Genomic DNA, 23,828 nt, shown 5'->3' on the forward strand with positions numbered 1-23,828 from the left:
AGGAGATTTTGTGATTACTCCTGGCAAGTTCGAGTGGGCAGATTTTTTAGAAGATGTCGACACGGCTCGACGAGAGCTTCGTTGCTCGATATCTAGTGCTTGGTATAGAGGACATCAAGATATTAATTGGCTTCTCTATCCGACTTTGATTAGGCATTTCGTATCATACCCTGAAAGTGTTGAAATAAAAAACAAAGATCGTGAAATCATTATTTATAAATTAACAAAATTAATAAATCCACATTCTCCCGCTTATTTAAATCTTACACTTAGGCAGATCAATCAGGCGGCAGATATCATTGCAGATTACGAGCGGCTAAAAATTGAAGCGAAGGCTTTGAAGCGTGATTGTGATAATATTAGTCGCATCCGTAGCGAAGCAGGCCAGGCCAGTCGCGACCAATCATATATTTCTTACCTTAAATACGACGAATTTTCAGCAATGTGTCAAAAGAATAACTTGTTATGTCGCCCCTTCAGCAACGACAAAATTTCTATTACGGAGGCTATCAAATCTATTAAGAAAGATGACATGGATAAGGCAGAAGATATAAATAGGAAAAAAATATTTCAACTCGATCTTTCTTTAAGTAAAAACATCAATAAAATAAAATCGATCGTATCAATTATTCCCGGAGAGAAAGAAGCTTTTATTGATTTTAATTTTCGTTGGAAGAGTGATTTAGGAAATTCATGGCAAGTTCTCGCTCGGATGCAGCACTATGGCGTTCTTACGCGGTTGCTTGATTGGTCGGAAAATCTTTCTGTTGGAATTTGGTTTGCGTTAGAAAAATATATTGATTTGTATAATAAATTAAAGGATAAATCAAAATCTTTGTCTGACCTAATGGAATAAATGAATTTTAAGGCCGAATCTCTAGAAATCCCCTGCCTCTGGGTTATGAACCCGTATCGATTGGCGGAGGAATTAACTGGCCGGGATAGCATTATGGACCTTTCTCTAGAGAAAGATTTTGACTATTTTAAAATTTTTCATCAATCAAAATGGCCTTTCAAGAAGCCGGTTCCGATTTATTCTCCTTGGAGGGATGATCGTATAGCTTCACAAAGTGGGATGTTTACTGTTCATGGTGCAAATTTGACAGATTTATACTATCAAGTTGCGGAACGAAGAGAAACTAAATCAAGAGCTGTTATAAGAAAAGTCGAACTAAGCAAGTTCGCAGCGTGCTATGGAGCATTTTTCATATCGACAATGATTCCGTTCGATAAATTCAGCTTGTTTAGAGATATGGATAGTTTGGGGAAATCAATCAATAAAAGGTTTTTGTTGCCAAAAAATTATTAAAATATTGTTATTTAGACAATTTTTGTAACGATATGCACTTATAATTTATCATATTGCAAGCAATTCACTAGTGGTAGATGGTATATATTTCCATATTTTTGAAATATTATTTGATAAGTCGGCGCACACATTATAAATATTGCGTTATTTAAAAATTTTGCAGCATAGTGTGGGATCTACAAACGCAAGTGAAAGATAATGAAGCGGAGCGAGAGGCGCTCTGTTCTGAACCATTCGCGGTTCTGAGTTCCTAGCTCCGCTGTGCTATAATGACGAAGAGGGTGTAAATACTGTTGACCAGCTCAAACAGGCTCTCAAGTGATCGGCGCCGGGTTGAACAACGTCAGGTCGTTGTATAGCCCCCAATGATCCGACCACGGCTTCTTGGCGCCGCTCGCCACGTCGAGGATCAGGCGAAACAGCTCCCAGCCGGTCTCCTCGATCGTCGCCTCGCCGGTGGCGATCTTGCCGGCGTCGAGGTCGATCAGGTCGGACCAGCGCTGCGAGAGTTCGGTGCGGGTCGCGACCTTGATCACCGGCGCCTCAGCCAGCCCATAGGGCGTGCCGCGGCCGGTCGAGAAGACCTGGAGGGTGATGCCGGAGGCAAGCTGCAGCGTGCCGCAGACGAAGTCGCTCGCCGGGGTCGCGGCGAAGATCAGGCCCTTCTGGCGCACCCGCTCGCCCGGGGCGAGCACGCCGCGGATCGCGCTGGTGCCGGATTTCGCCACCGAGCCCAGCGCCTTCTCGACGATGTTGTTGAGCCCGCCCTTCTTGTTGCCGGGGGAGGGATTGGCGCTGCGGTCGGCCCCGCCTTGGGCCAGGTAGTCGTCGTACCAGGCCATCTCGCGGATGAGCGCGCGGGCCACCGCCTCGGTCTCGGCCCGGGGGGTGAGGAGGTGGATCGCGTCGCGCACCTCGGTGACTTCCGAGAATAGTACCGTGGCGCCGGCCCGCACCAGGAGATCGGCGGCGAAGCCTAAAGCCGGGTTGGCGGTGACGCCCGAGAAGGCGTCGCTGCCGCCGCATTGCAGCCCGACCACGAGGTCGGCGGCGGGGCAGGTCTCGCGGGTGCGCCTGTTCAGGATCGCGAGGCGGGCTTCCGCCATCGCCATGATGCTGTCGAGAATCATCCCGAAGCCCTGATGGGCCTCGTCCTGGAGCCGCACCACGCCGTCTCCTTGCCCGTCCGGCAGCAGCCGCTCGGAGACCAGCTTCTCGCAGCCGAGTCCGACCACCATCACCTCGCCGCCGAAATTCGGGTTCCGGGCCAGGCTCTGGAGGGTGCGGATCGGGATCACCGCCTGCGGGGCGTTGATGGCGACGCCGCAGCCATAGGCGTGGGTCAGCCCGATCACGTCGTCGACGTTGGGAAAGCGCGGCAGCAGCTCCTGCTTGATCCGCCGGATCGCCACTTCGAGGGTGCCGGCGACGCATTGCACGCTGGTCGAGATCGCCAGGATGTTGCGGGTGCCGACCGAGCCGTCCGGATTGCGAAACCCCTCGAAGGTGTAGCCGTCGAGCGGCGGCAGTGGGGCCGGCACGCGGGTGGCGAGCGGCAGCTGGTCGAGGGCGGGCGCGAGCGGCGTCTGCACCCGCGATTCCTCGACCCAGGACCCGCGGGGCAGGGACTGGAGGGCGGTGCCGATCACCTCGCCGTAGCGGCGGATCTCCCCGCCCTCCGGAATGTCCCGGAGCGCCACCTTGTGGCCCTGCGGCACGAATTCCCGCAAGGTGAGGCCGTCGGGAAAGGCCGTGCCGGCCGGCAGCCCGAAGGCATTGACCACGATGGCGACGTTGTCGGCCTCGTGGAGGCGGATCGTGCGCGGCGCATCGCCCCGCGGCGCAAGGGCGGCCTCCGGGGTGGCATGCCCCTCAGGCGTCCGCGGCTCGTCCGGCATCGGCTCCCTCCCGGTCTTGCCGGCGTCGGGCGCCGGTTCTTCGCGACGAAGGACGGTGCCGCTCGTCGAGGACGGCACCGCCCGGTTTCTGTCTTTAAGTCCTACTCGGCCGCGAGCGCCTGCGCCCGATCGATGCGGGCGACGAGGGCGGCGAGGTCCGCCTGCTCGGCGGCGGTCAGGTCGGTGAGGGGGTGGCGCACCGGGCCGGAATCGCGCCCGACCACCTGCATGCCGGCCTTGATGATCGAGACGGCGTAGCCCTTGCGGCGGTTGCGGATCTCGATCAGCGGCAGGATGAAGTCGCGCAGGCCTTTCGCCACCGCCGCCCGGTCGCGCCGGCGCACCGCGGCGTAGAAGTCGAGCGCGAAGCCCGGCACGAAGTTGAACACCGCCGAGGAATAGGTGGTCACGCCCATCTCGAGATAGGGCAGGGCGAAGGTCTCGGCGGTGGGCAACCCGCCGATATAGGTCAGCCGGTCGCCGAGCCGCGAATAGATCCGGGTCATCAGCTCGATGTCGCCGATGCCGTCCTTGTAGCCGACGAGGTTCGGCAGCCGCTCGCAGAGCCGCGCCAGGGCGTCGGGGCCGATCACCGCGTTGTCGCGGTTGTAGACGATGACGCCGAGGCCGGTCGCGCGGCACACCGCCTCGATATGGGCCGAGAGGCCGTCCTGCTCGGAGCCGACGAGATAGGGCGGCAGTAGCAGGAGGCCGTCGGCACCGGCCCTCTCGGCCGCCTGCGCCATCTCGCAGGCGATGGCGGTGCCGTAGCCGGCCCCGGCCAGCACCGGCACCCGGCCGGCGGTCTCGGCCACCGCGACGCCGACGACGCGGGCGACCTCGGCCGGGGTGAGGGAGAAGAACTCGCCGGTGCCGCCGGCCGCGAACAGGCCGGCCACGTCGTAGCCGCACAGCCAGTCGAGGTTGCTGCGGTACTGCGCCTCGTCGAAGGCGAAATCGGCGGTGAAGGGGGTGACGGGGAAGGAGAGCAGGCCGGCGCCGAGGCGCTGGGCGACGTCGACGGGCGAGAGCGCGGTGGCCATCGGGGCGTGTTCCTCATGTCTAGGTCGGGGCTGCCCCCGCTCATCGCGAGGTCTATGCCCGCGCACCATGCCGCTCCAGCACCATGTCGGCATGGTTCAATCCAATTCCGGCATCGATCCGTCGAGCGTACCGGCGAGCTCGGCCAGGATCGGGATCAGCGGGTTGTCGTTGCCGCGGCGCCAGACGAGGTAGAGTTCGACCGGCCGGCGCGGAGCGGGCACCAGGGGCCGCAGCGTCACGCCGGCGACCCGCAGCGAGGCCGCCGATTCCGGCACCAGGGCGGGGCCGAGGCCCGAGCGCACCAGCGACAGGATGGTGTGGATCTGCGCCAGGTGCTGCACCGTCCGGGGGCTCAGATCGGCCTCCGCGAAATAGTCGCCGACGAGGTCGTGGAAGTAGCGCGCCTCGTCCGGCGCGTAGGCGATCAGCGGCTCGGCGGCGATGTCCTGCGCCGTCACGCTCTCGCCCGCCGCCAGGGGGTGGTCGTCGGGGAGCGCCGCCACCAGGGTCTCGCGGGCGATGCGTAGCCTCCCGTCGGCCGCCGGTGGCAGGGGTGGGCGCATCAGGCCGAGATCGATGCCGTGCGCGCCCAGCGCCTCGGCCTGGGCGGCGCTGACCATCTCCTTCAACAGGATGTCGGCCTCCGGCAGGCGGGTGCGCGCCGCCCGCACCAGATCGGGCAGGGTGCGGTAGGCGGCGGCCGCCGTGAAGCCCAGGGTGACGCTGCCGGCCTGGCCCGCCGCCACCCGCCGGGCGGTCGCCGCCGCCTCGTCCGACAGGCGCAGGATCCTTCGCGCCTCGGTGAGGAAGCGGCGCCCGGCCGGGGTCAGGCGCACGGCGCGGCTGGTGCGGTTGAGGAGCGCGACGTCGAGGACGCGCTCCAGCACCTGGATCTGCCGGCTCACCGGCGGCTGGGTCAGGTGCAGCCGCTCGGCGGCGCGGCCGAAATGCAACTCCTCGGCCACCGCCACGAAGCAGCGCAACTGGCTCAGTTCGAACATCGAAGCCTCCGCGCCTCGGCTCCTGGCGCCTGACCCTGGGGGATGAAGGCCGGGTGCTCGCGCGTTCCACTCCTGTGGTCCCGGTTTTCCGCCGACGGCCCTCCGACACGAAGGCCGCCGATGACCTCGCCGCTCCACCTCGTCCGCCACGCCTTACCCTTTACCCGCTACCCGTACCGGGGCGAGGGGATGGCGTGCAATCTCTGCGGCGGCACCGAGACGCTCGTCGTGGCCGAGACCGACCGGCGGCTGAAGCGCCTGCGTTCGGTCGCCTGCACCGGATGCGGGCTGATCCGCACCGACCCGATGCCGAACGCCGCCGAGCTCGACGCCTATTACGCCTCGGCCTACCGCGCCGCCTACCAGTTCGCCCTCGGCCGGCGCCCGCCGCGCCATCACTTGAACCGCTCCCGGCGCGAGGCGGCGTTCCGGGCGGACCTGCTGAGCCCCGCCCTGCGGCCGGGCGCCCGGGTACTGGATTTCGGCTCCGGCTCCGGCGAGTTCCTGGCCGCCGCGCGGGGGCGGGGCTGCGAGGCGACCGGGATCGAGCCCGGCCGCGCCTATGGGGCTTACGCCCGCGCCGAGCACGGCGCGCGGGTGCTCGACCGGCTCGACGACCTCGCGCCCGGCGAGGCCTTCGACGTCGTCACGGTCCATCACGTGCTGGAGCACCTGCGCGACCCCGTCGACACCCTGGTCCGTCTGGCTGGCCAGCTCGCGCCGGGGGGTGTGCTCTACGCCGCGGTGCCCAACATGGCGGCGACGGGCAAGCCGCCGCACGAGCGCTTCCACTTCGCCCACGTCCACGGCTTCGTCCGCGAGACCCTCGACCGCGCCGCCCGCCGCGCCGGCCTGGTGCCGCACCCGGCCTATCGGCGCGAGGACACGACGGTGGTGTACCGGCAGGCCGACGCGTCGGACGGGCCGGACCTGCCGACGACCGGTCTTGCCCAGGATCTCGCCGCCGCCCTCGGGACGGTCCGGCCCGGCGCCTATGTCGCCTCGGGTGCCTGGCTCCGCCCGATGGTCCGCCGCAACGCGAAGGCGATCCGGGATACGTTTGCCGCGCGGTAGGGCCGATCCGGCGCGATGGAGCGCCGACAGGCGGCAGATTTCTGCTCCCTGATTGGTTCGCTCGAAGAGAGGCCCGGTTCGGATTCTCCCGTCTCCCCGCGGGTGCAGGGCTATCCGGGGAAAGAGAGAAAGCGCGGGTTTCCCCTCTCCCCGCCCGCGGGGAGAGGGCCGATGACACCTTGTCGTGTCGTCGGCAAGCGGAGGCGGAGCCGGAGCGAGGGTGAGGGGGTGTTTCCGGGTGTGGCTCCTCTGGAAACACCCCCTCACCCTCGCGGCGAACCTGCGGTTCGCCGCTCCCTGAGCCCCTTCGGAGCTCAGGCCTCTCCCCGCCCGCGGGGAGAGGGGATGTCCTGCGCCGCGTCTTCCCCGATGCCGGCCCCGCACCCGCCCCCCGTCGTTGCGGATATGACACGGGCACTAACATCCACCGCGCAATCCGGGCTTCCACCTTCGCACGCCGATCGGACGTGATAGAAAAAATCGAACGATCTCAACAGGTTAGTTTCATTCTAAAGAACGGCGTCAGCCTGGGTGGCCCTGAGCCCCCGGGGCAGGCGAGCCGTTGCCCGAAGGTCACGCCATGCGTCCCCATCCCCGCGTCTCCACCTCCTCCCGCCGCCTTGTCGCCGCGCTCGTCGGCGGTGTCTCCCTGCTCGGCCTGGCCGCCGCGGCCCAGAATGCGGCGGCGCAGGAGGCGACGCCGCCCCGCCAGGGCGCCGCGGCCGGCGGCACGATCCAGCTCGAGCAGATCGACGTCGCGGGCAACGGCGCGCCGGCCGGGGCTGCCGTCGCCGCGGCCCGCCCGAAGGAGGACCCGCGCGGCCCGATCGAGGGCTACGTCGCCAAGCGCACCCTGACCTCGACCAAGACCGACACCCCGCTGATCGAGACCCCCCAATCGATCACCGTGATCGGCCGCGAGCAACTCGACGCCCTCAAGCCGCAGCAGCTCGGCGACGCGATCAGCTACTCGGCCGGCGTCTTCGGCAACGTCTTCGGGCCCGATCCGCGGGTCGACTTCTTCCTGATCCGCGGCTTCACGGCGAACGATACCGGCCTGTACCGGGACGGCCTGCAGCTCTTCAACTACGGCTTTGCCGCCTACAAGGTCGACACGTTCGGCCTCGAGCGGATCGACGTGCTGCGCGGGCCGGCCGCGGTCTTGTTCGGTCAGGGCGGCCCCGGCGGCCTCGTCAACATGATCAGCAAGAAGCCGCCGCTCGAGCCCCTGAACTATATCGAAACAGGCGGCGGCTCGTTCGGCCAGAAGTACCTCGCCTTCGATCTCGGCGGGCCGGCCGACAAGGACGGGAAGTGGTTCTATCGCCTGACCGGCATCGGCCGGCAGGGCGGCACGCAGATCGACGGGCTCGACGAGAACCGCGGCACCATCGCCCCGGCCTTCACCTACAAGCCGGACGGCGCCACCACCTTCACGCTGCTGTCAAGCGTCCAGTACGACGATACCGGCCGGCTCAACGCGTTCCTGCCCTATTACGGCACGGTGCGGCCGACCGTGCTCGGGCTGCGCATTCCGCGGCACGACAACGTCTCGGATCCGTTCAACAACACCTACCGGCGGACCCAGGCCAGCGTCGGCTACGAGTTCGAGCACGTCTTCGACGACACCTGGACCTTCCGGCAGAACCTGCGCTACGCCTTCAGCGAATCCCTCGACGATGCGTTCCTGGGCGGCCTGTTCGGCCTGAACGGGCTCGGCTACGCCGATGTGAACCAGACGGAGATCGCCCGCTATCGCTTCCGCGCCTCGTCGCGGGCGCGCCTGTTCAACGTCGACAACCAGGCGGTGGCCCGGTTCGACGACGGCCTGTTCAAGCATACCTTCCTGATGGGCCTCGACTACAAGAACTTCCAGCTCAACGACAACCAGGCCACCGGCGGCTTCGTCGGCCCGACGGTCGCGAACTTCAATATCATCACGCCGAATTACGGCAGCCCGAGCGTCCCGGTCGCGCCGTACCTCGTCAATTACGACGTGTTCCAGCAACTCGGCCTCTACTTCCAGGACCAAATCAAGCTCACGCCCGAGCTGACCCTGGTCGTGTCCGGCCGCGGCGACTTCACCTCGAACGAGGTCAACAACCGGCTCGCCAGCACGCAGACGCGGCAATCGGCCAATGCCTATACGCAGCGCTACGGGCTGATCTACAATTTCGATTTCGGCCTGGCGCCGTACATCAGCTACTCGACCTTCTTCAACCCGCAGGTCGGCACCAATTTCTACAGCCAGCCGTTCAAGCCGACCACCGGCGACCAGTACGAGGCCGGCGTCAAGTACGAGATCCCGGGCGCGAACGCCTTCCTGACGCTCGCCGCCTTCGACCTGGCGCTGGCCAACACCCTGACGGCGGACCCGACCAACGCCCTCAACCAGCTCCAGCTCGGCGAGACCCGCTCGCGCGGCTTCGAGGCGCAGCTGGTGGCCAACATCACCAAGTACTTCAACGTCGTCGCGTCGTTCACGAGCTACAACCTCGAAGTCACCAAGGGTGATGTCGGCGTGATCGGCCGGACGCCGACCAACACCCCCGAGACCCTGGCCTCGGTCTTCGCCGACTACACCATCCCGACCGGCGACTGGGCCGGCTTCGGCTTCGGTGCGGGCGTGCGCTATGTCGGCCGCTCGTTTGCCGACGTGAACAACACCCTGACGGTGCCGGAACGCGCCCTGTTCGACGCGGTGATCCATTACAGCCGCGACAACTGGCGCTTCGCCATCAACGCCGCCAACCTCGCCGACAAGCGCTTCGTCTCGTCCTGCCAGTCGGTCACCGCCTGCTTCTACGGCGAGCAGCGCCGCATCACCGCGAGCCTGAGCTACAAGTGGTGAGAGGAGGGGCGGGGCTTGGCTCCCCGCCCTTTCACGCCGGGATCATCCCGAGGACGTGGCGCGGAAAATCCGGCAGGGCGACCGCGCCGCGCTCGTAGACCTGGAACACCCGCAGGCTCCCGTCCCGCAAGGCGGCGAGGGGGACCTGGATCTCGAAGCCGGCGGTCAGCGCGTCGGCATCCTTCAGATGCGCTGCCACGTCCTGGCGGGCGAAGCTCTCGGCGATCATGAAGCGGCGCTGGCCCCGCTCGCCCCAGCGGGCGATCCAGGCGAGCGGCCGGCCACGCCCGGGCGTGAAGCCCCAGCCCGAGACCGTGACGGGAGTGCCGAGGAGCGCCGAGGCCTCGCCGAGCGTGACGGCGTCGAGGCTCGGGCGGCTGCGCACCCGCGTGATCCAGGCCCGGCGCAAGGCGGGCGGCGGCTCCGCCGTGACCAGGCAGGGGCGGGCGGTGGGCGCGACGAAGAGCGTGGCGCCGGTTTCGTACAGGTCCGCCCCGGCCTTGGGTAAGTCCGCCCCGGCCTTGGGTGAGTCCGCCCCGGCCTCGTCGCCGATCAGGGCGCTGATGCGATAAGGTCCGGGCGGGATGTTGCGGATCTGCGCTTCGGTGCCGATCCGCTCCGTTCCGTTCTCGTCGTGCCACACGGCGCGGGTCCAGGCCGTGCCCGCCTCGCCCTCCAGGACCAGAAAGGCCGACCCGCGCCGCGTCCCGGGCGGCAGCGCCACCGCGAGGCGGGTGAGGCCACCCTGGCGCGCCACCGGCACGCCCTCGATCACCTGCAACCCGTGGCCGGCGAATCGGGCGGGCGCCGCGCCCCTGCGGACCGCGCCCTCCGGCACCGGCAGGCCGGCCCGCCACGGCGTGACCGGCCCCGGCGCCGCCAGCTCGGGCGCGACGACGTGCGCGATCTCCTGGGCCACCGCGACATGGTCGGGAAAGACCTGGAGCAGGTCGATCGCGTAGCACCCCCCCGGCAGGTCCGCCATGCGCAGTTGCGCCGCGAAGCCGGCCTGCTCGGCCCGTCCGCTGCCGAACCGGCCGGCGAGCTCGGGGCGGCGCTCGGGGAGGGCTGTGACGAAGCGGGTAACGCTGCTCGAGCGCAGGCGCAGCCAGGTCCGGGCCGGCCGCCCGGCCTCCGGTCGCCAGATCCAGCCGCGCAGCGAAAGGCTGTCGCAGGCCGCGCAGGCGCCGATCCGGCCGGGCAGCCGCTGGCCGTCGACGACGAGATCGGCGATCTCCCAGGACAGGCCCGGCTCGTTCGGCGCCAGCACCCGCTCGGGACGTTCGGCGACCGCGGGCGGCAGGCCGTCGGTGATCGCGCTCGTCTCCTCCGTCCCGTCCCAGACGATCGCCGGATCGGTCCAGTCGGGATGGTTGAGGCGGTAGCCGAGTTCGAGGGCCGAGAGGGTGAACGGGGCCGCCGGCTCGTCCGGCGTGGCATGCGGCGCGGGGCGGGCCGCGATCAGGTCGCCGTAGAGCGCCGCCATCTGTGCGGCATGCCCGGCCACGCTCGGCAAGGTCTTCCGGGCGATTCCCGCGCGCAAGGTGGCGATGAGGCCTGGATCGTGGCTCAGCCGCCGCAGGGCCTGGCGCACGGCGCCCGATTCGCCGGGTTGGACCTTGAGTCCGTCGACGCCCTCCGTGACCCGCTCACCGGGCGCGCCGAGATCGGTGACGATCGGGATCAGGCCGGCCCGCCACGCCTCGGTCAGCGAGATCATGTAGGTCTCGGGCCAGAGCGAGAGATGGAGCGACACGTCGCAGTTGCTGAGCAGGGCGGGCACCTCCTCGCGGGTGTAGCCGCCGCGCAAGCGCAGCCGCTCGCCGGCCTGCGCCTCGAAGGCCGCGACGAGGTAGGTCTCGATGTAGCCGAACACCTCGAAGACGAAGCCCTCGCCCTCGGTGGTGCGCACGAGTTCGAGCAGGGTCCGGGCGCCCTTGTGATCGACGACGTTGCCGAGCACCGCGACACGCAACGGGCGGCGCGGCTCGGGCGCGCCCGTCTCGGCGGCGTCCGGGGACGGGAGGGCCGCCGGCTCCGCATCGACCATTTCGATCACCGCCACCCGGGCCCTCGCCTCGGGGTAGAAGGCCCGGACGTAGTCGGCGGTGGCGGGCGTGCTGGTCACGAAGGCGTCGACGCTGCCGAGCATCCGCGCCACGAACCCGTCACGCCGCGCCTTGGCGCCGGCGGGCCGCCCCTCGGTGGTGGCAAGGCAGCCGTCGCACTGCGCCTCGCCCCGGTTCACCACGTCGCAGAACCGGCCGTGCTGGTTCATCAGGGTGTAGCGGTGGCAGATCAGGAAGAAGTCGTGCAACTGGGCCACCACCGGCACGCCGTGGGCCCGGGCGATCGCCGGCAGGCTCAGGGGCAGGCCGAGCAGGTGGTGGACGTGGACGAGGTCGACCCGGCGCCCGACCAGGATGCGTTCGAACAGGGCCTCGATCTCCGGGCTGGCGAGCAGTGTCTCGGCCGGAGGGATCGGCAACGATTCCGATGTCCCGCCCTCGTCGAGGCGCAACACCCAGGAATCCTCCTCGAAGGAGGGATAGAGGAACAGGGGTTCGAACCCGTCGAGCGCCTCGGCCAGCTGTTCCTGGTAGAACTCCACCCCGCCGCCCTGGCGCCGCCCGGCCCGATTATGGGCGACGAAGAGGATTCGGGGTTTGGTGGCGGCGGGCACTGGCGCCGCCGGAACGGTCTCGTGCTCCATGACCGCCCGCACGATCACGTCGACCCGGTGATCGTAGAGGTGTTCCGCGAGGGTCCGCACCCGCGCCCGTTCGGCCATGGCGATGCGCTCCTGCGGATCGGCGAGCATCGCGGCGACCGCGGCGACGGCGTCGTCCTCCGAGCAGGCGCGGATTTCCCGGTCCGCCTCGTAATAGTCGAAGGTTTCGGGATCGGTGCCGACCACGAGCTGCGCCCCGCCGGCCAGCGCGACCTCGAACAGCCGCGGCGGCGGCGTCGTGCCCGACGGCGTCTCGCCGGCGCCCGCGGTGAAGACCCGCGGCAGGGTCAGCACCACCCGGCTGGCATTGGCGAACCGGGCGAAATCCTCGTTGCCGCAGCGCCAGTCGACGATCAGGTCGTCGCGCACCGGCACCGCTTGCGGCAGATAGGCATTGGCCGGCAGCGCGATCTTCACCCTCAGGTCGCGGGGAAAGGCCGACACGATCCGATTGAGCGTCGCGACCCGGTTCGGCCAGGCCGTCCCGACGAACAGGAGATCGTAGCGGTACTCGGCATCGTCCGGCCGGACGGGGCGATCCTGGAACAGGGTCGTGGCCGCCAGCGGCAGGTGCCAGGCACCGGCGCGATAGCGTGGGAGCGAGCCGCGATCGTTGGTGAAGACGAGGTCGAAGCAGCCCGAGAGCCGGGCATTCGCGGCACCGAGGTAGGGGTCCTCGGTGGTCCAGAGCGCGCTGGTGCCGGCGAGCGCGCAGAGGCGGCGCAGCAGCGCGTGGTGGCGGCTCGCCCCCCCGAACGCGAGGACGAGATCGAACCGCTCAGCCTGCGCCAGCGGCACCGCGTCGGCATGGGTCGCCCGCACCACCCGGGCGACGGCAGGATGGCGCCGCAGGGCGTCGGCGACCGCGAGCGTGATATAGGCGTTGCTGGTCCGCGGCTCGGTGTCGAGCAGGAGCACCGAGAGAGGCTTGCGGGGCATGGGGTGTCCGGTCACGCGGCCATCACCGCCAGGATGGTCTCGGCCCGGTGGCGATAGGTATGGGCGCCGAGCGCCCGGACGCGGGCGCGCTCGGCCATCGCCGCGAAGGCGGCGGGCTCGCGGTGGGAGCGGGCGATGGCGTCGGCGATCTCCCGGACATCGTCGAAGAGCAGGATCTCCCGGCCCTCCTCGAAATAATCCAGGATTTCGAGGCCGGCAGCGAAGCAGAGCTGCGGCGCCCCCGCCAGCGCCGCCTCGAAGACCCGCGGGCCCGGCGTCGAGGCCGGCAGCCGGAAGCGCCGGTTGGCGATGTCGAGGTCGCGGCCCACCGCCAGGGTGAGGCGCGAAGCGCTCGCCCGGTCGGCCATCGCGGCGGGCGCCAAACGGATGTTCTCGGCGAAGGGCAGGGCGGCCGGCCACCCTGCGCCGCGCACCTCGACCCGGTACCCCGACAGGCTGCCTTGCGCCCGCTCCAAGAGCGCGATCCGGTTGGGAAAGGCGGCGCCGCAGAAGAACAGGTCGAGGGAGCGCTCCGGGATCGGCCGCACCGGGCGGTCATGGGTCCGGCGGCAGGCGGCCAGCGGCAGATGCGAGACGGAAGGATGCCGGTAATGGGGCAGGGCCCAGCGGTCGTTGGTGAAGATATGGTCGGCCAGAGCCTCGGCCTTGGGCGCGTAATCGAACTCGTAGGGGTCGTCGTGGAGCCAGAAGGCGAGGCGCCCCCCCACCTGACGGACGCCGCGCGACAGGGCGCGCAAGGGTGCCGCATCCACCGCGACGCTGCCCAGCGCCACGACGAGGCTCGGGTGAAACGCCGCGATGGCCTCGCCGGCGAGTTCCAGCGGGCTTGCCCGCACGGCGACCGCGCCGAGCACCTCTTCGAAGCCGTCCCGGAGGGCGTCGCGGATCGGCACGTTGTGGTTCACCGCGTCAGGGCTCGTGCTCACCACCAGGACCTTCGCGGAGGACGAGCCTTTCAGGAGCATGCGGACCGGTGCGGCGAGGGGGCGAATGGGGAAAGGATGGATCGGGAGATGCCGAACACGCAAAAGCCGCCGAGATCAAGGCCTCGCTCGGAACGGCCGCATGATACGGAATTCGGACGATCACGTCCGGATTCCGTGTCATCAGTCCGCGCGGCGCCTGAGCGAAGCCGCGTTCCGCATCGCGAAGCGATCAATCGGAAAGCGTATGAGAGGAGGAAAGGCCGCGGTTGCCCGAACGGTGCCGCCGCGCCATCTCTGCCGTATCCGAGGCCGATCCGGGCCGATCCCCTCCATTGACCGATGGCCCGTTGACCGCATGATGGCCCCTCCGCCGGCCCTGGATTACCGGAGCCTCTTCGACGCCTCGCCGCATCCCTGCCTGGTCCTCGACCCGCAGGGCCGCGTCATGGCGGTCAACCGGGCCTATCTCGCCGCGCGCATCGGGCGCAGCCCGGACGACCTCGTCGGGCGGCATTTGCAGGAGGTCTTGCAGGACGTCTCGCGGGACGCGACCCTCGGCGCGCCGGACCGGATCGCGTCGATCCGGTCGTCGATCGCGCGGGCCGTCGCGACCGGCCGGCCCGACACGGTCGCCGGTCCCACGGAGGAGCCCGGCTGGAGCGTCACTCATGTCCCGGTACACGACGCCTCCGGCGCGGTCACCGCCGTGCTCCATCACCCGGTCGTCATCCGGCCCCTCCCCATGGCGGCCCCGCCGCCCGGTCCGGACGCGGCGGCCGGCACGTCGACGAGGGGCGGAACAGGGAGCGGGATCGCGGGACAGGTCCCGTCCCAAGGGCCGCCCTTGTCCGAGGCCGCCCTGTCCCTGCACGAGGCGCACCGGCGCCGGGAGCAGATCTTCCAGCAGATGCCCGGTTTCGTCGCGGTCCTGCACGGGCCCGCCCACGTCTTCGAATACGTCAACGACGCCTATGTGACGATCGCCGGCGCGCGCGACTTCCTCGGCCGCACCGTACGGGAGGTCTTTCCGGAACTCGCTGGGCAGGGCTTCTACGAACTCCTCGACACGGTCTACCGCACCGCGCAGCCCTTCGCGGCCCGCGCCATGCCGATCCGCCTTTCCGGCGACACGGCGGAGCGCGCCATCGACCTACTGTACCAACCGCTGCGGGACGAATCCGGCGCGGTCACCGGCATCTTCGTGGGCGGCTACGACGTCACCGAGCAGGTCCGCTCGCAGGCGGCGCTCCGCGACAGCGAGGAGCGCTACCGCACCCTGCTCGACAGTATCGATGTGGGGTTCTGCATTCTTGAGATGAAGTTCGACGGCGAGGGAAGGGCGATCGATTACCGGATCGCCGAGGCCAACCCCGCCTTCGCCCGCCAGACCGGGGCCGACGTGGCGGGCCTGTGGGTGAGCGAGTTCGCCCCCGACCTCGAGCGGCACTGGTTCGACACCTACGGCCGCGTGGCCCTGACCGGCGAGCCGGTGCATTTCGAGAACCAGGCCGACGTGTTCGGGCGGTGGTTCGACGTGCGGGCGCTGCGGGTCGGCAACCCGGCGCTGGCGAAGGTCGCGGTCTTCTTCAGCGACATCTCCGAGCGCAAGCGCATGGAGGAGGCGCTCCGGGTCCTCAACGCCTCGCTGGAGGCACAGGTCGCCCAGCGCACTGCCGAGCGCGACCAGATCTGGCAGGCCTCCACCGATCTGTTCTGCATCGCCACCCCCGAGGGCCGTCTCCTCAGCCTCAACCCGGCCTGGACGGCGCTCCTCGGCTGGAGCGAGAGCGAACTCGTCGGCCGCTCGTTCCTCGATCTCGTCCATCCGGACGACCGGCCGCTCGCGGTCGCGACGGCCGAGGGCCTCGCCCGCGGCGAGGCGCAGGCCCATTTCGAGATCCGCACCCGGCACCGCGACGGCTCGCATCGCTGGCTGTCCTGGAACGCCGTGCCGCGGGACGGGCGCGTCTATGCCACGGTGCGCGACGTGACGGCGATCAAGGCGCAGGCCGCGGCCCTGGCCCAGGCCGAGGAGGCGCTGCGCCAGTCGCAGAAGATGGAGGCGGTGGGCCAGCTCACCGGGGGCGTCGCCCACGACTTCAACAACCTGCTCACCATCATCCGCTCCTCGGTCGACTTCCTGCGCCGGCCGGAACTGCCGGAGGCGCGCAAACGCCGCTACCTCGACGCGGTCTCCGACACGGTCGACCGCGCCGCCAAGCTCACCGGCCAGCTCCTCGCCTTCGCCCGCCGCCAGGCGCTCTCGCCGGCGGTGTTCGACGTCGGCGAGAAGGTGCGCGGCGTGGCGGACATGATCGACACGGTCACGGGCGCCCGGGTGCGGGTGGCGGTGTCGTTGCCGGACGAACCGTGCTTCGTGCGGGCCGATCTCAGCCAGTTCGAGACCGCGCTCATTAACATGGCGGTCAATGCCCGCGACGCGATGGAGGGCGAGGGCACGCTTACCTTGAGCCTGACCGGCGGCGTTCCGATGCCGCCGATCCGGGGCCATGCCGGCTCGCAGAACGCCTTCGCGGCGATCACGCTGACTGATACCGGGCCGGGCGTGCCGCCGGAGCTCCTCGGCCGCATCTTCGAGCCGTTCTTCACCACCAAGGAGGTGGGACGCGGCACGGGCCTGGGCCTCTCCCAGGTCTTCGGCTTCGCCAAGCAGTCGGGCGGCGACGTCGACGTGGCGAGCCGTCCCGGCGACGGCGCCACCTTCACCCTCTACCTGCCGGAGGCGCCGGAGGCGGCCTGCGACGACGATGGAACCGCCACCGATCCCTCGGCCTCGCCGATCGGCGCCGGCGAGAGCGTGCTGGTGGTCGAGGACAACATCGAGGTCGGCCGCTTCTGCACCCAGATCCTCCAGGATCTCGGCTACCGCACCACCTGGGCGACCAACGCCGAGGAGGCTCTCGACCGGATCGGCGCCGACGGGGCCGGGTTCGACGTGGTCTTCTCCGACGTGGTCATGCCCGGCATGGGCGGCCTCGCACTCGCTCACGAGTTGCGCCGACGCCTGCCGCGCCTACCGGTGGTGCTCGCCTCCGGCTACAGCCACGTCCTGGCCAAGGACGACGCCCACGGCTTCGAACTCGTGCACAAGCCGTACTCGGCCGAGCAGCTCGGTCACATCCTGCGGCGGGTCACTCGTCAGGGTGCGCGGCAGCGGGTGGGATAGAGGACCCTCCGGCGAAGCGGATTGTGGCTCGTCGGAGAAAATGATGTAGCGAGATCAAAGGTCCGGAGCAGCACCGTCGTTGCGGGGGCGAGGCAGGTCCAGCCTCACGCTTCCATTCCATAATCATCCTTATGCGAACTGCATTCGCGGCTGAACTGGGCCGACTGAAGGTGGTCATGTCCCCCGGTTGCAGATCGCAGGAGCGCTTTCCTCGCATGGTAAAGAGGACCGGAAGCATCGCTCCCGATCCCCGCCGGCAGGAGATGTCGGCAGGGCGAGCGCCACCCCGCCGCTCCCCGTTTATCCCAGAGCCTGGTTGGCCAGGGTGAAAGGCCGGGCCGGGCCGATCCGGGGCGGCAGGCCGCGTGTCATCGTCACGGACACATCGACGTTGGCGAGGCCGCAAGCCTCCGCGAAAGCGACGAGCGGCCCGTTCCGCTCCGGCGTATCGATGCGCAGGAACGCGTCGGCATGAGCCCGCACGTGCGGGCTCAGCAGGGCGATGGCGGCCTCGGCGTCCGGTGCCACGGTTGGGCCCGCGATGTGGCCACGGCCAAAAGGCCGGCAGATCGAGAAGCCGGTGATGCGGCCCTCTTCCTCGATAACGAAGGTCCGGGCCACCCCGCGCAACACGTCCAGCAGCCGGGCCCGGTCGCCGCCGACCGCTTCGCGATCGAGCATGGCGATGGCGGGCCAGTCGGCCTCGACCGCCGGGCGCACCCGCGGGTCGTCGACAGCGGCGGACGCGTTCACGATGCCTTGGTACTGCGTGTTGCCGCCGGTCACGCGAAAACCCTCGGATTCGTAGAGGGGCCGGCCCGCGACCGTGGAGGTAAGCCGGATCGTGCGGTCGCCCGCCGCGGCGAAGAGTTCCCGCATCAGCCGCCGACCGATCCCCTTGCCCTGCATCTGCGGCGAGACGATCACCATGCCGATGGTGGCGAGCCGCGCTCCGAAGGGCCACCACATCGCCGAGCCCATCACCCGGCTGGCCTCGTCATAGGCAACCAGGCCGTGACCGACCTCCAGCATCATGCGCCAATCCTCCGCCCGGTGCGGCCAGCGCGCCTCGATCGAGAGGCCGTGCGCCGCCTCGATGTCGGCTTCGGTCATCGGACGGATCGTCGGGGCGGCGTCCGCCGACGCGATCTGGGCTGAATGGGTCATCGCGTCGGGTCTCCTAAGCGCAAGAGATCGAAAGCGGCAGCCCGCTCCGTGTCGAGAGCCGGGGTGCCGGAGGGTTGGAGACGGTCAGAGACCGCCCATATGGAGCGACTTCAGCTCCAGGTACTCGTCGATGCCGTAGGCCGAGCCCTCGCGTCCGAGGCCCGACTGCTTGACGCCGCCGAAGGGCGCCGCCTCCATCGAGACCGTGCCGGTGTTGAGCCCGACCATGCCGAATTCCAGCGCCTCGCCGACCCGCCACGCCCGACGGATGTCGGAGGTGTAGAAGTACGAGGCGAGGCCGAACGGCGTCGCATTGGCGATGGCGATCGCATCCTCCTCGCGGGAGAAGCGCATTAGCGGCGCGAGTGGCCCGAAGGTCTCCTCCACGGCGAGCCGCATCCCCGTATCGGCGCCGGTCAGGACCAGCGGCGGCACGAAGCGACCGCGCACGGCATCCGGATCGCCCGCGACCAGCCGGGCACCTTGCTTGAGCGCGTCGTCGAGATGCGCCGTCACCTTGGCGGCGGCGGCATCGTTGATCAGGGGGCCGACGGTGACGCCGGCCTCGAAGCCGTTGCCGACCTGGAGCTTGGCCGCGGCCTCGGCGAGGCGGGCGGCGAAGCGGTCGTGGATGCCGTCCTGCACCAGGATCCGGTTGGCACAGACGCAGGTCTGGCCGGCATTGCGGAACTTCGAGGCCATGACGCCGGCAATCGCCTGGTCGAGATCGGCATCGTCGAACACGATGAACGGCGCGTTGCCGCCGAGTTCCAGGCTCAGGCGCTTGATGGTCGGCGCCGACTGGGCCATCAGCAGCCGCCCGACCGCGGTCGAACCGGTGAAGGACAGCTTGCGCACCGTCTCGCTGCCGGTCATCTCGGCGCCGATCGGCCCAGGCGAGCCGGTGACGACGCTGAACACACCCTTCGGCACCCCGGCCCGCTCGGCGAGCACCGCGAGCGCGAGCGCCGAGAACGGTGTCAGGTCGGCGGGCTTGACCACGATCGGGCAGCCGGCGGCGAAGGCCGGTGCCACCTTGCGGGTGATCATCGCGATCGGGAAGTTCCACGGCGTGACCGCCGCGCAGACGCCGACCGGCTCCTTGAGCACCAGCACCCGGCGGTCGCCGACCGGTGCGGTGAACACGTCGCCGGTGATGCGGCGGGCTTCTTCCGCGAACCACTTCACGAAGCTCGCGCCGTAGGCGACCTCGCCGCGGGCTTCCGCCAGCGGCTTGCCCTGCTCGGCGGTCATGATCGCCGCCAGGTCCTCGGCATTCTCGAGGATCAGGGCGTTCCAGCGCTCCAGGATCGCGGCGCGCTCGGCCGGCGAGGTGCGGCGCCAGACCGGAAAGGCGGCCTCGGCGGCCGCGATCGCCGCACGGGTCTCGGCGCCACCGCAATCCGGCACCGGACCGATGGTCTCGCCCGTCGCCGGATCGGTCACGGCGAGGCTGCCGCCTGCATCGGCGTCGCGCCACTCGCCGGCGATGAAGGCCTGGAAGCGCAGGAGCGCGGGATCGCGCAGGCGGTCCTTGGTGAACATGGGTCGTCCTCGGGGCGTAAAGTCGGGGGGTGGATCGGGCCGTGGCGCGCGTCGAGCCTCGCTCGTCCGGCGGCCGCGCTCCGGGGCTGGATCGCGGCGACCGTTCGGGATCGCGAGATCGGCCGGGCTTGCCTCCTTACAGGCCGAGCAGGCCCGGCAGGCCGCCGATGTCCTTGATCTCGTGGTAGCCGTAATAGGGGTTGGCCGGCTCGTGGCCGCGGTTGACCCACACCTTGTTGGTGATGCGCAAGTCATGCGCGGTCATCAGGTCGTAACGGAAGCTCGAGGAGCAGTGCAGCACGTCCTCGGGGCCGCAGCCGAGTTGGTCGAACATGTACTCGAAGGCTTGCATGCGCGGCTTGTAGGCCTGAGCCTCTTCCGCCGTGTAAGCGCCGTGGAACGGCGCGCCGAGCTTGGCGACCGAGTGCGGGATCAGCTCCTTCATCGAGTTCGACAGGATCACCAGGGGGAATTCCTTGGCGACCTTGGCCAGCCCCTCGACGACGTCCGGATGCGGGCCCCAGGTCGGCACCGCGGCGTAGACCGCGTCGGCGTCGCTGTCGCGGTACGCGACGCCGTTGGCCTTGCAGGTGCGGATGAGAGAATTGGCGACCACGTCCTTGTAGGGCTTCCAAGGGCCGAGGACCTCGTCGAGGCGGTAGGCCGAGAAGTCGGCCACGAAGGCGTCCATCCGCTCCGCCGGCACCCGGTCGGCGTAGAGGCGGCGAGCGACCGGCGCCATCTCGAAGTAGATCAGAGTGCCGTAGCAATCGAAGGTGATGAACTTGGGGGCCAGGCGGGTCATCGGGATCTCCCTGCGGTGTTCGACCGTAGTGGAACCCTAAGGGCCACCGGCTGCGCTCGGACGCCGATGTGCTGCCCTTGGAAGTGGTGTTCCTGCGCTTTCGCCGTTGCCGGACGGCATGTCGTGCCGGGCACCCCGGTGCGGCAGCCTCTGCCGCCACGGGGCGCCCGCCACGTCGTTCCGTCTGACGGCGCCCGGTGATTCAGCGTCTCCCGCGGGTCGAGCCTTCCTATGATCGGTCCATCGGCGGCTCCGCCCGGAGGGCTGCCGCCTCTTCGAGCCAGCGAGGCCCCCGATGACCGCCCCTCTTACCGCTCGGCCCCTCGTCGCCTACAAGTCGGACCCGGTGCGCGGCGCCATCTGGCACGACATCTTTACCCGCGAGGCGCCGGATCTGCGCCTCCTCGATTGGGCGCCGGAGGGCGAGGCGGCCGATGCACCCTATCTCGTCGCCTGGACGCCGCCGGGGGATCTCCCCCGCGCGATGCCGAACCTAGACGTGCTGTTCTGCATCGGGGCCGGCATCGACCACCTCCCCGTCCATGATCTGCCGCAAGCCGTGCAGGTGGTGCGGATGGTCGATCCCAACCTCACCGCCTCGATGGTCGAGTACGTCGTCATGGCGGTGCTGGCGCTCCACCGCGACCTCCCGTTCTACCGGACCGAGCAGGCTGCCGGGCGCTGGACCCCGCGGCCGGTGCGGCCGGCAGCGGAGCGCCGGGTCGGCATCATGGGTCTCGGCGTTCTCGGCCAGGCGGCGGCACAGGCCTTGCGCAGCTTCGGCTTCCCGATCCGCGGCTGGAGCGCGTCGTCGAAGTCCATCGACGGGGTCGAGACCTTCGCAGGCGACGCGACCTTGAGCGACTTCCTGTCCGGCACCGACATCCTGGTCTGCCTGCTGCCGCTCACGGGTGCGACCCGCGGGATCCTGAATCGCGACCTGTTCGCCCGCCTGCCCGCCGGTGCCGCCCTGGTGAATACCGGTCGCGGCGGCCACGTGGTCGAGGCCGACCTGCTCGCCGCCCTCGAGAACGGCCGGCTCTCGGGCGCCGTCCTCGACGTGCTCGCGGCCGAGCCGCCGCCGGCCGATCATTCGCTCCTTGCACATCCCCTGGTGCTCGCGACGCCGCACATCGCGAGTGCCACCCAGCCGGCCGGTGCCGCCCGGCAGGTGATTCAGGGCGTGCGCGCGCATCTGCGCGGCGAGCCGATCGCGCACGCTGTCGACCGCTTGCAGGGATACTGAATCCGGCTCTTGAACGCAGGACGTGCATCCCCATTTTGGGACGCGGTGTCGGCAGGGCGTGGGCAATCCCCTCCCCTGTCGCCCTGGCTGGATCTCTTCGGATCGCAGCCGTGTTGACAGGCGAGCCGGCTACCCTTAGACAGCCGCTCACCGACGGGGCGCCGACGAACTGGCCGCCGCGAAGGACTTCCCCAGAAACGGTGAAGCAAGGGCCAGGGAAACCCGGCTCGGCTTTCTGTTCTCCAGGGTACAAGGTCTGGCTCCCGGCCCGACCCGCTCTTTGACAAGTTCATACGAGAAAGAGAAGCGTGGACGGCGTCGTCCCTGCGGGCCGGTTCCTTCGGAACCGGTCGTGAGTAGGATGATGCTGATCTGACGTTTCGGTGCTCACACGATTGGTGGAAACGCCGGTCGGTCGTGAGCCTCCGTTACTATTGTGATCAGCTTTGATCAGCTCTTCAACTTGAGAGTTTGATCCTGGCTCAGAGCGAACGCTGGCGGCAGGCTTAACACATGCAAGTCGAGCGGGCCCTTCGGGGTCAGCGGCAGACGGGTGAGTAACGCGTGGGAACGTGCCCTTCGGTTCGGAATAACTCAGGGAAACTTGAGCTAATACCGGATACGCCCTTTTGGGGAAAGGCTTGACTGCCGAAGGATCGGCCCGCGTCTGATTAGCTTGTTGGTGAGGTTACGGCTCACCAAGGCGACGATCAGTAGCTGGTCTGAGAGGATGATCAGCCACACTGGGACTGAGACACGGCCCAGACTCCTACGGGAGGCAGCAGTGGGGAATATTGGACAATGGGGGCAACCCTGATCCAGCCATGCCGCGTGAGTGATGACGGCCTTAGGGTTGTAAAGCTCTTTTCTCCGGGACGATAATGACGGTACCGGAGGAATAAGCCCCGGCTAACTTCGTGCCAGCAGCCGCGGTAATACGAAGGGGGCTAGCGTTGCTCGGAATCACTGGGCGTAAAGGGCGCGTAGGCGGCTGATTTAGTCGAGGGTGAAAGCCCGTGGCTCAACCACGGAATGGCCTTCGATACTGGTTGGCTTGAGACCGGAAGAGGACAGCGGAACTGCGAGTGTAGAGGTGAAATTCGTAGATATTCGCAAGAACACCAGTGGCGAAGGCGGCTGTCTGGTCCGGTTCTGACGCTGAGGCGCGAAAGCGTGGGGAGCAAACAGGATTAGATACCCTGGTAGTCCACGCTGTAAACGATGAATGCTAGCCGTTGGTCTGCATGCAGGTCAGTGGCGCCGCTAACGCATTAAGCATTCCGCCTGGGGAGTACGGTCGCAAGATTAAAACTCAAAGGAATTGACGGGGGCCCGCACAAGCGGTGGAGCATGTGGTTTAATTCGACGCAACGCGCAGAACCTTACCATCCCTTGACATGGCATGTTAGGCGGAGAGATCCGTTGTCCTCTTCGGAGGCGTGCACACAGGTGCTGCATGGCTGTCGTCAGCTCGTGTCGTGAGATGTTGGGTTAAGTCCCGCAACGAGCGCAACCCACGTCCCTAGTTGCCATCATTCAGTTGGGCACTCTGGGGAGACTGCCGGTGATAAGCCGCGAGGAAGGTGTGGATGACGTCAAGTCCTCATGGCCCTTACGGGATGGGCTACACACGTGCTACAATGGCGGTGACAATGGGCAGCGAAGGGGCGACCTGGAGCGAATCCCCAAAAGCCGTCTCAGTTCGGATTGCACTCTGCAACTCGGGTGCATGAAGGCGGAATCGCTAGTAATCGTGGATCAGCACGCCACGGTGAATACGTTCCCGGGCCTTGTACACACCGCCCGTCACACCATGGGAGTTGGTCTTACCCGACGGCGCTGCGCCAACCGCAAGGGGGCAGGCGACCACGGTAGGGTCAGCGACTGGGGTGAAGTCGTAACAAGGTAGCCGTAGGGGAACCTGCGGCTGGATCACCTCCTTTCTAAGGATGCTGTCTGATGTGAGTTCGCTCACTCTCACGGCGTCGTTGGATCAAGGGTCCAGTCAGGACCTAATTGGCGGGACGCGCCGTCTTCGTTTCTCTTTCTCATCATCCGGACACGCTGGTGGAACCAGCGACGGG

At 67.6% G+C, this 23,828-nt stretch carries 13 protein-coding genes, 1 tRNA gene and 1 rRNA gene (1 of these 15 only partly in view); 7 read left to right on the forward strand and 8 right to left on the reverse strand.

Annotated features, from left to right (window positions below; translation table 11 throughout):
- The first annotated feature begins 10 nt into the window (after positions 1–10).
- Entirely contained in the window at positions 11–856 is an 846-nt protein-coding gene (locus HBB12_RS16195; protein WP_236990289.1) for an FRG domain-containing protein, read from the forward strand.
- 767 nt (positions 857–1,623) lie between these two features.
- Here HBB12_RS16195 and garD read toward each other — a convergent pair.
- From garD to HBB12_RS16210, 3 genes are all read right to left on the reverse strand, one after another.
- A complete protein-coding gene (gene garD / locus HBB12_RS16200; RefSeq protein WP_236990290.1) occupies positions 1,624–3,207 on the reverse strand; it encodes a galactarate dehydratase in 1,584 nt (527 codons plus the stop codon).
- Between the two features lie 101 nt (positions 3,208–3,308).
- A complete protein-coding gene (kdgD, locus tag HBB12_RS16205) occupies positions 3,309–4,250 on the reverse strand; it encodes a 5-dehydro-4-deoxyglucarate dehydratase (RefSeq protein ID WP_236990291.1) in 942 nt (313 codons plus the stop codon).
- A 96-nt stretch (positions 4,251–4,346) separates the two neighbouring features.
- Positions 4,347–5,252, reverse strand: coding sequence for a LysR family transcriptional regulator (locus tag HBB12_RS16210; RefSeq protein WP_236990292.1), 906 nt, complete (start codon positions 5,250–5,252; stop codon positions 4,347–4,349).
- Between the two features lie 120 nt (positions 5,253–5,372).
- Here HBB12_RS16210 and HBB12_RS16215 point away from each other — a divergent pair, with 120 nt between their 5' ends.
- Positions 5,373–6,326 (forward strand): class I SAM-dependent methyltransferase, encoded by a 954-nt coding sequence (locus HBB12_RS16215; RefSeq protein ID WP_236990293.1) that lies wholly within the window; start codon positions 5,373–5,375, stop codon positions 6,324–6,326.
- 580 nt (positions 6,327–6,906) lie between these two features.
- A complete protein-coding gene (locus HBB12_RS16220) occupies positions 6,907–9,177 on the forward strand; it encodes a TonB-dependent siderophore receptor (RefSeq protein ID WP_236990294.1) in 2,271 nt (756 codons plus the stop codon).
- A 31-nt stretch (positions 9,178–9,208) separates the two neighbouring features.
- On the opposite strand, the gene HBB12_RS16225 is transcribed toward HBB12_RS16220, so the two are convergent.
- Together HBB12_RS16225 and HBB12_RS16230 are read right to left on the reverse strand one after the other, a co-directional pair.
- On the reverse strand, positions 9,209–12,847 hold the full coding sequence (locus HBB12_RS16225; protein WP_236990295.1) for a glycosyltransferase family protein: 3,639 nt from the start codon (positions 12,845–12,847) through the stop codon (positions 9,209–9,211).
- A gap of 11 nt (positions 12,848–12,858) precedes the next feature.
- Positions 12,859–13,794 (reverse strand): CgeB family protein, encoded by a 936-nt coding sequence (locus tag HBB12_RS16230; protein ID WP_236990296.1) that lies wholly within the window; start codon positions 13,792–13,794, stop codon positions 12,859–12,861.
- Between the two features lie 355 nt (positions 13,795–14,149).
- On the opposite strand from HBB12_RS16230, the gene HBB12_RS16235 reads away from it, so the two are divergent.
- Positions 14,150–16,981, forward strand: a complete 2,832-nt coding sequence (locus HBB12_RS16235) for a PAS domain-containing protein (protein WP_236990297.1) — start codon at positions 14,150–14,152, stop codon at positions 16,979–16,981.
- Between the two features lie 300 nt (positions 16,982–17,281).
- On the opposite strand, the gene HBB12_RS16240 is transcribed toward HBB12_RS16235, so the two are convergent.
- From HBB12_RS16240 to HBB12_RS16250, 3 genes are all read right to left on the reverse strand, one after another.
- Positions 17,282–18,148 (reverse strand): GNAT family N-acetyltransferase, encoded by an 867-nt coding sequence (locus tag HBB12_RS16240; protein WP_236990298.1) that lies wholly within the window; start codon positions 18,146–18,148, stop codon positions 17,282–17,284.
- 84 nt (positions 18,149–18,232) lie between these two features.
- Entirely contained in the window at positions 18,233–19,693 is a 1,461-nt protein-coding gene (locus HBB12_RS16245) for an NAD-dependent succinate-semialdehyde dehydrogenase (protein WP_236990299.1), read from the reverse strand.
- Positions 19,694–19,829: 136 nt separating this feature from the next.
- Positions 19,830–20,498, reverse strand: coding sequence for a haloacid dehalogenase type II (locus tag HBB12_RS16250; RefSeq protein WP_236990300.1), 669 nt, complete (start codon positions 20,496–20,498; stop codon positions 19,830–19,832).
- A 295-nt stretch (positions 20,499–20,793) separates the two neighbouring features.
- Here HBB12_RS16250 and HBB12_RS16255 point away from each other — a divergent pair, with 295 nt between their 5' ends.
- The 3 genes from HBB12_RS16255 to HBB12_RS16265 all read left to right on the forward strand — a co-directional run.
- On the forward strand, positions 20,794–21,744 hold the full coding sequence (locus HBB12_RS16255) for a 2-hydroxyacid dehydrogenase (protein ID WP_236990301.1): 951 nt from the start codon (positions 20,794–20,796) through the stop codon (positions 21,742–21,744).
- A gap of 459 nt (positions 21,745–22,203) precedes the next feature.
- Positions 22,204–23,687, forward strand: a 16S ribosomal RNA gene (locus HBB12_RS16260).
- A 138-nt stretch (positions 23,688–23,825) separates the two neighbouring features.
- Positions 23,826–23,828, forward strand: a tRNA-Ile gene (locus HBB12_RS16265); it runs 74 nt beyond the window's last position.

This window comes from Methylobacterium sp. SyP6R, assembly GCF_019216885.1.
Classification (GTDB): Bacteria; Pseudomonadota; Alphaproteobacteria; order Rhizobiales; family Beijerinckiaceae; genus Methylobacterium.

Excerpts from the sequence above, each read along its gene's own strand:
- garD (WP_236990290.1), bottom strand. The coding sequence starts at position 3,207 with ATGCCGGACGAGCCGCGGACGCCTGAGGGGCATGCCACCCCGGAGGCC.
- kdgD (WP_236990291.1), bottom strand. The coding sequence starts at position 4,250 with ATGGCCACCGCGCTCTCGCCCGTCGACGTCGCCCAGCGCCTCGGCGCC.
- HBB12_RS16250 (WP_236990300.1), bottom strand. The coding sequence starts at position 20,498 with ATGACCCGCCTGGCCCCCAAGTTCATCACCTTCGATTGCTACGGCACT.
- HBB12_RS16225 (WP_236990295.1), bottom strand. The coding sequence starts at position 12,847 with ATGCCCCGCAAGCCTCTCTCGGTGCTCCTGCTCGACACCGAGCCGCGG.
- HBB12_RS16210 (WP_236990292.1), bottom strand. The coding sequence starts at position 5,252 with ATGTTCGAACTGAGCCAGTTGCGCTGCTTCGTGGCGGTGGCCGAGGAG.
- HBB12_RS16215 (WP_236990293.1), top strand. The coding sequence starts at position 5,373 with ATGACCTCGCCGCTCCACCTCGTCCGCCACGCCTTACCCTTTACCCGC.
- HBB12_RS16255 (WP_236990301.1), top strand. The coding sequence starts at position 20,794 with ATGACCGCCCCTCTTACCGCTCGGCCCCTCGTCGCCTACAAGTCGGAC.
- HBB12_RS16235 (WP_236990297.1), top strand. The coding sequence starts at position 14,150 with ATGATGGCCCCTCCGCCGGCCCTGGATTACCGGAGCCTCTTCGACGCC.
- HBB12_RS16240 (WP_236990298.1), bottom strand. The coding sequence starts at position 18,148 with ATGACCCATTCAGCCCAGATCGCGTCGGCGGACGCCGCCCCGACGATC.
- HBB12_RS16245 (WP_236990299.1), bottom strand. The coding sequence starts at position 19,693 with ATGTTCACCAAGGACCGCCTGCGCGATCCCGCGCTCCTGCGCTTCCAG.
- HBB12_RS16220 (WP_236990294.1), top strand. The coding sequence starts at position 6,907 with ATGCGTCCCCATCCCCGCGTCTCCACCTCCTCCCGCCGCCTTGTCGCC.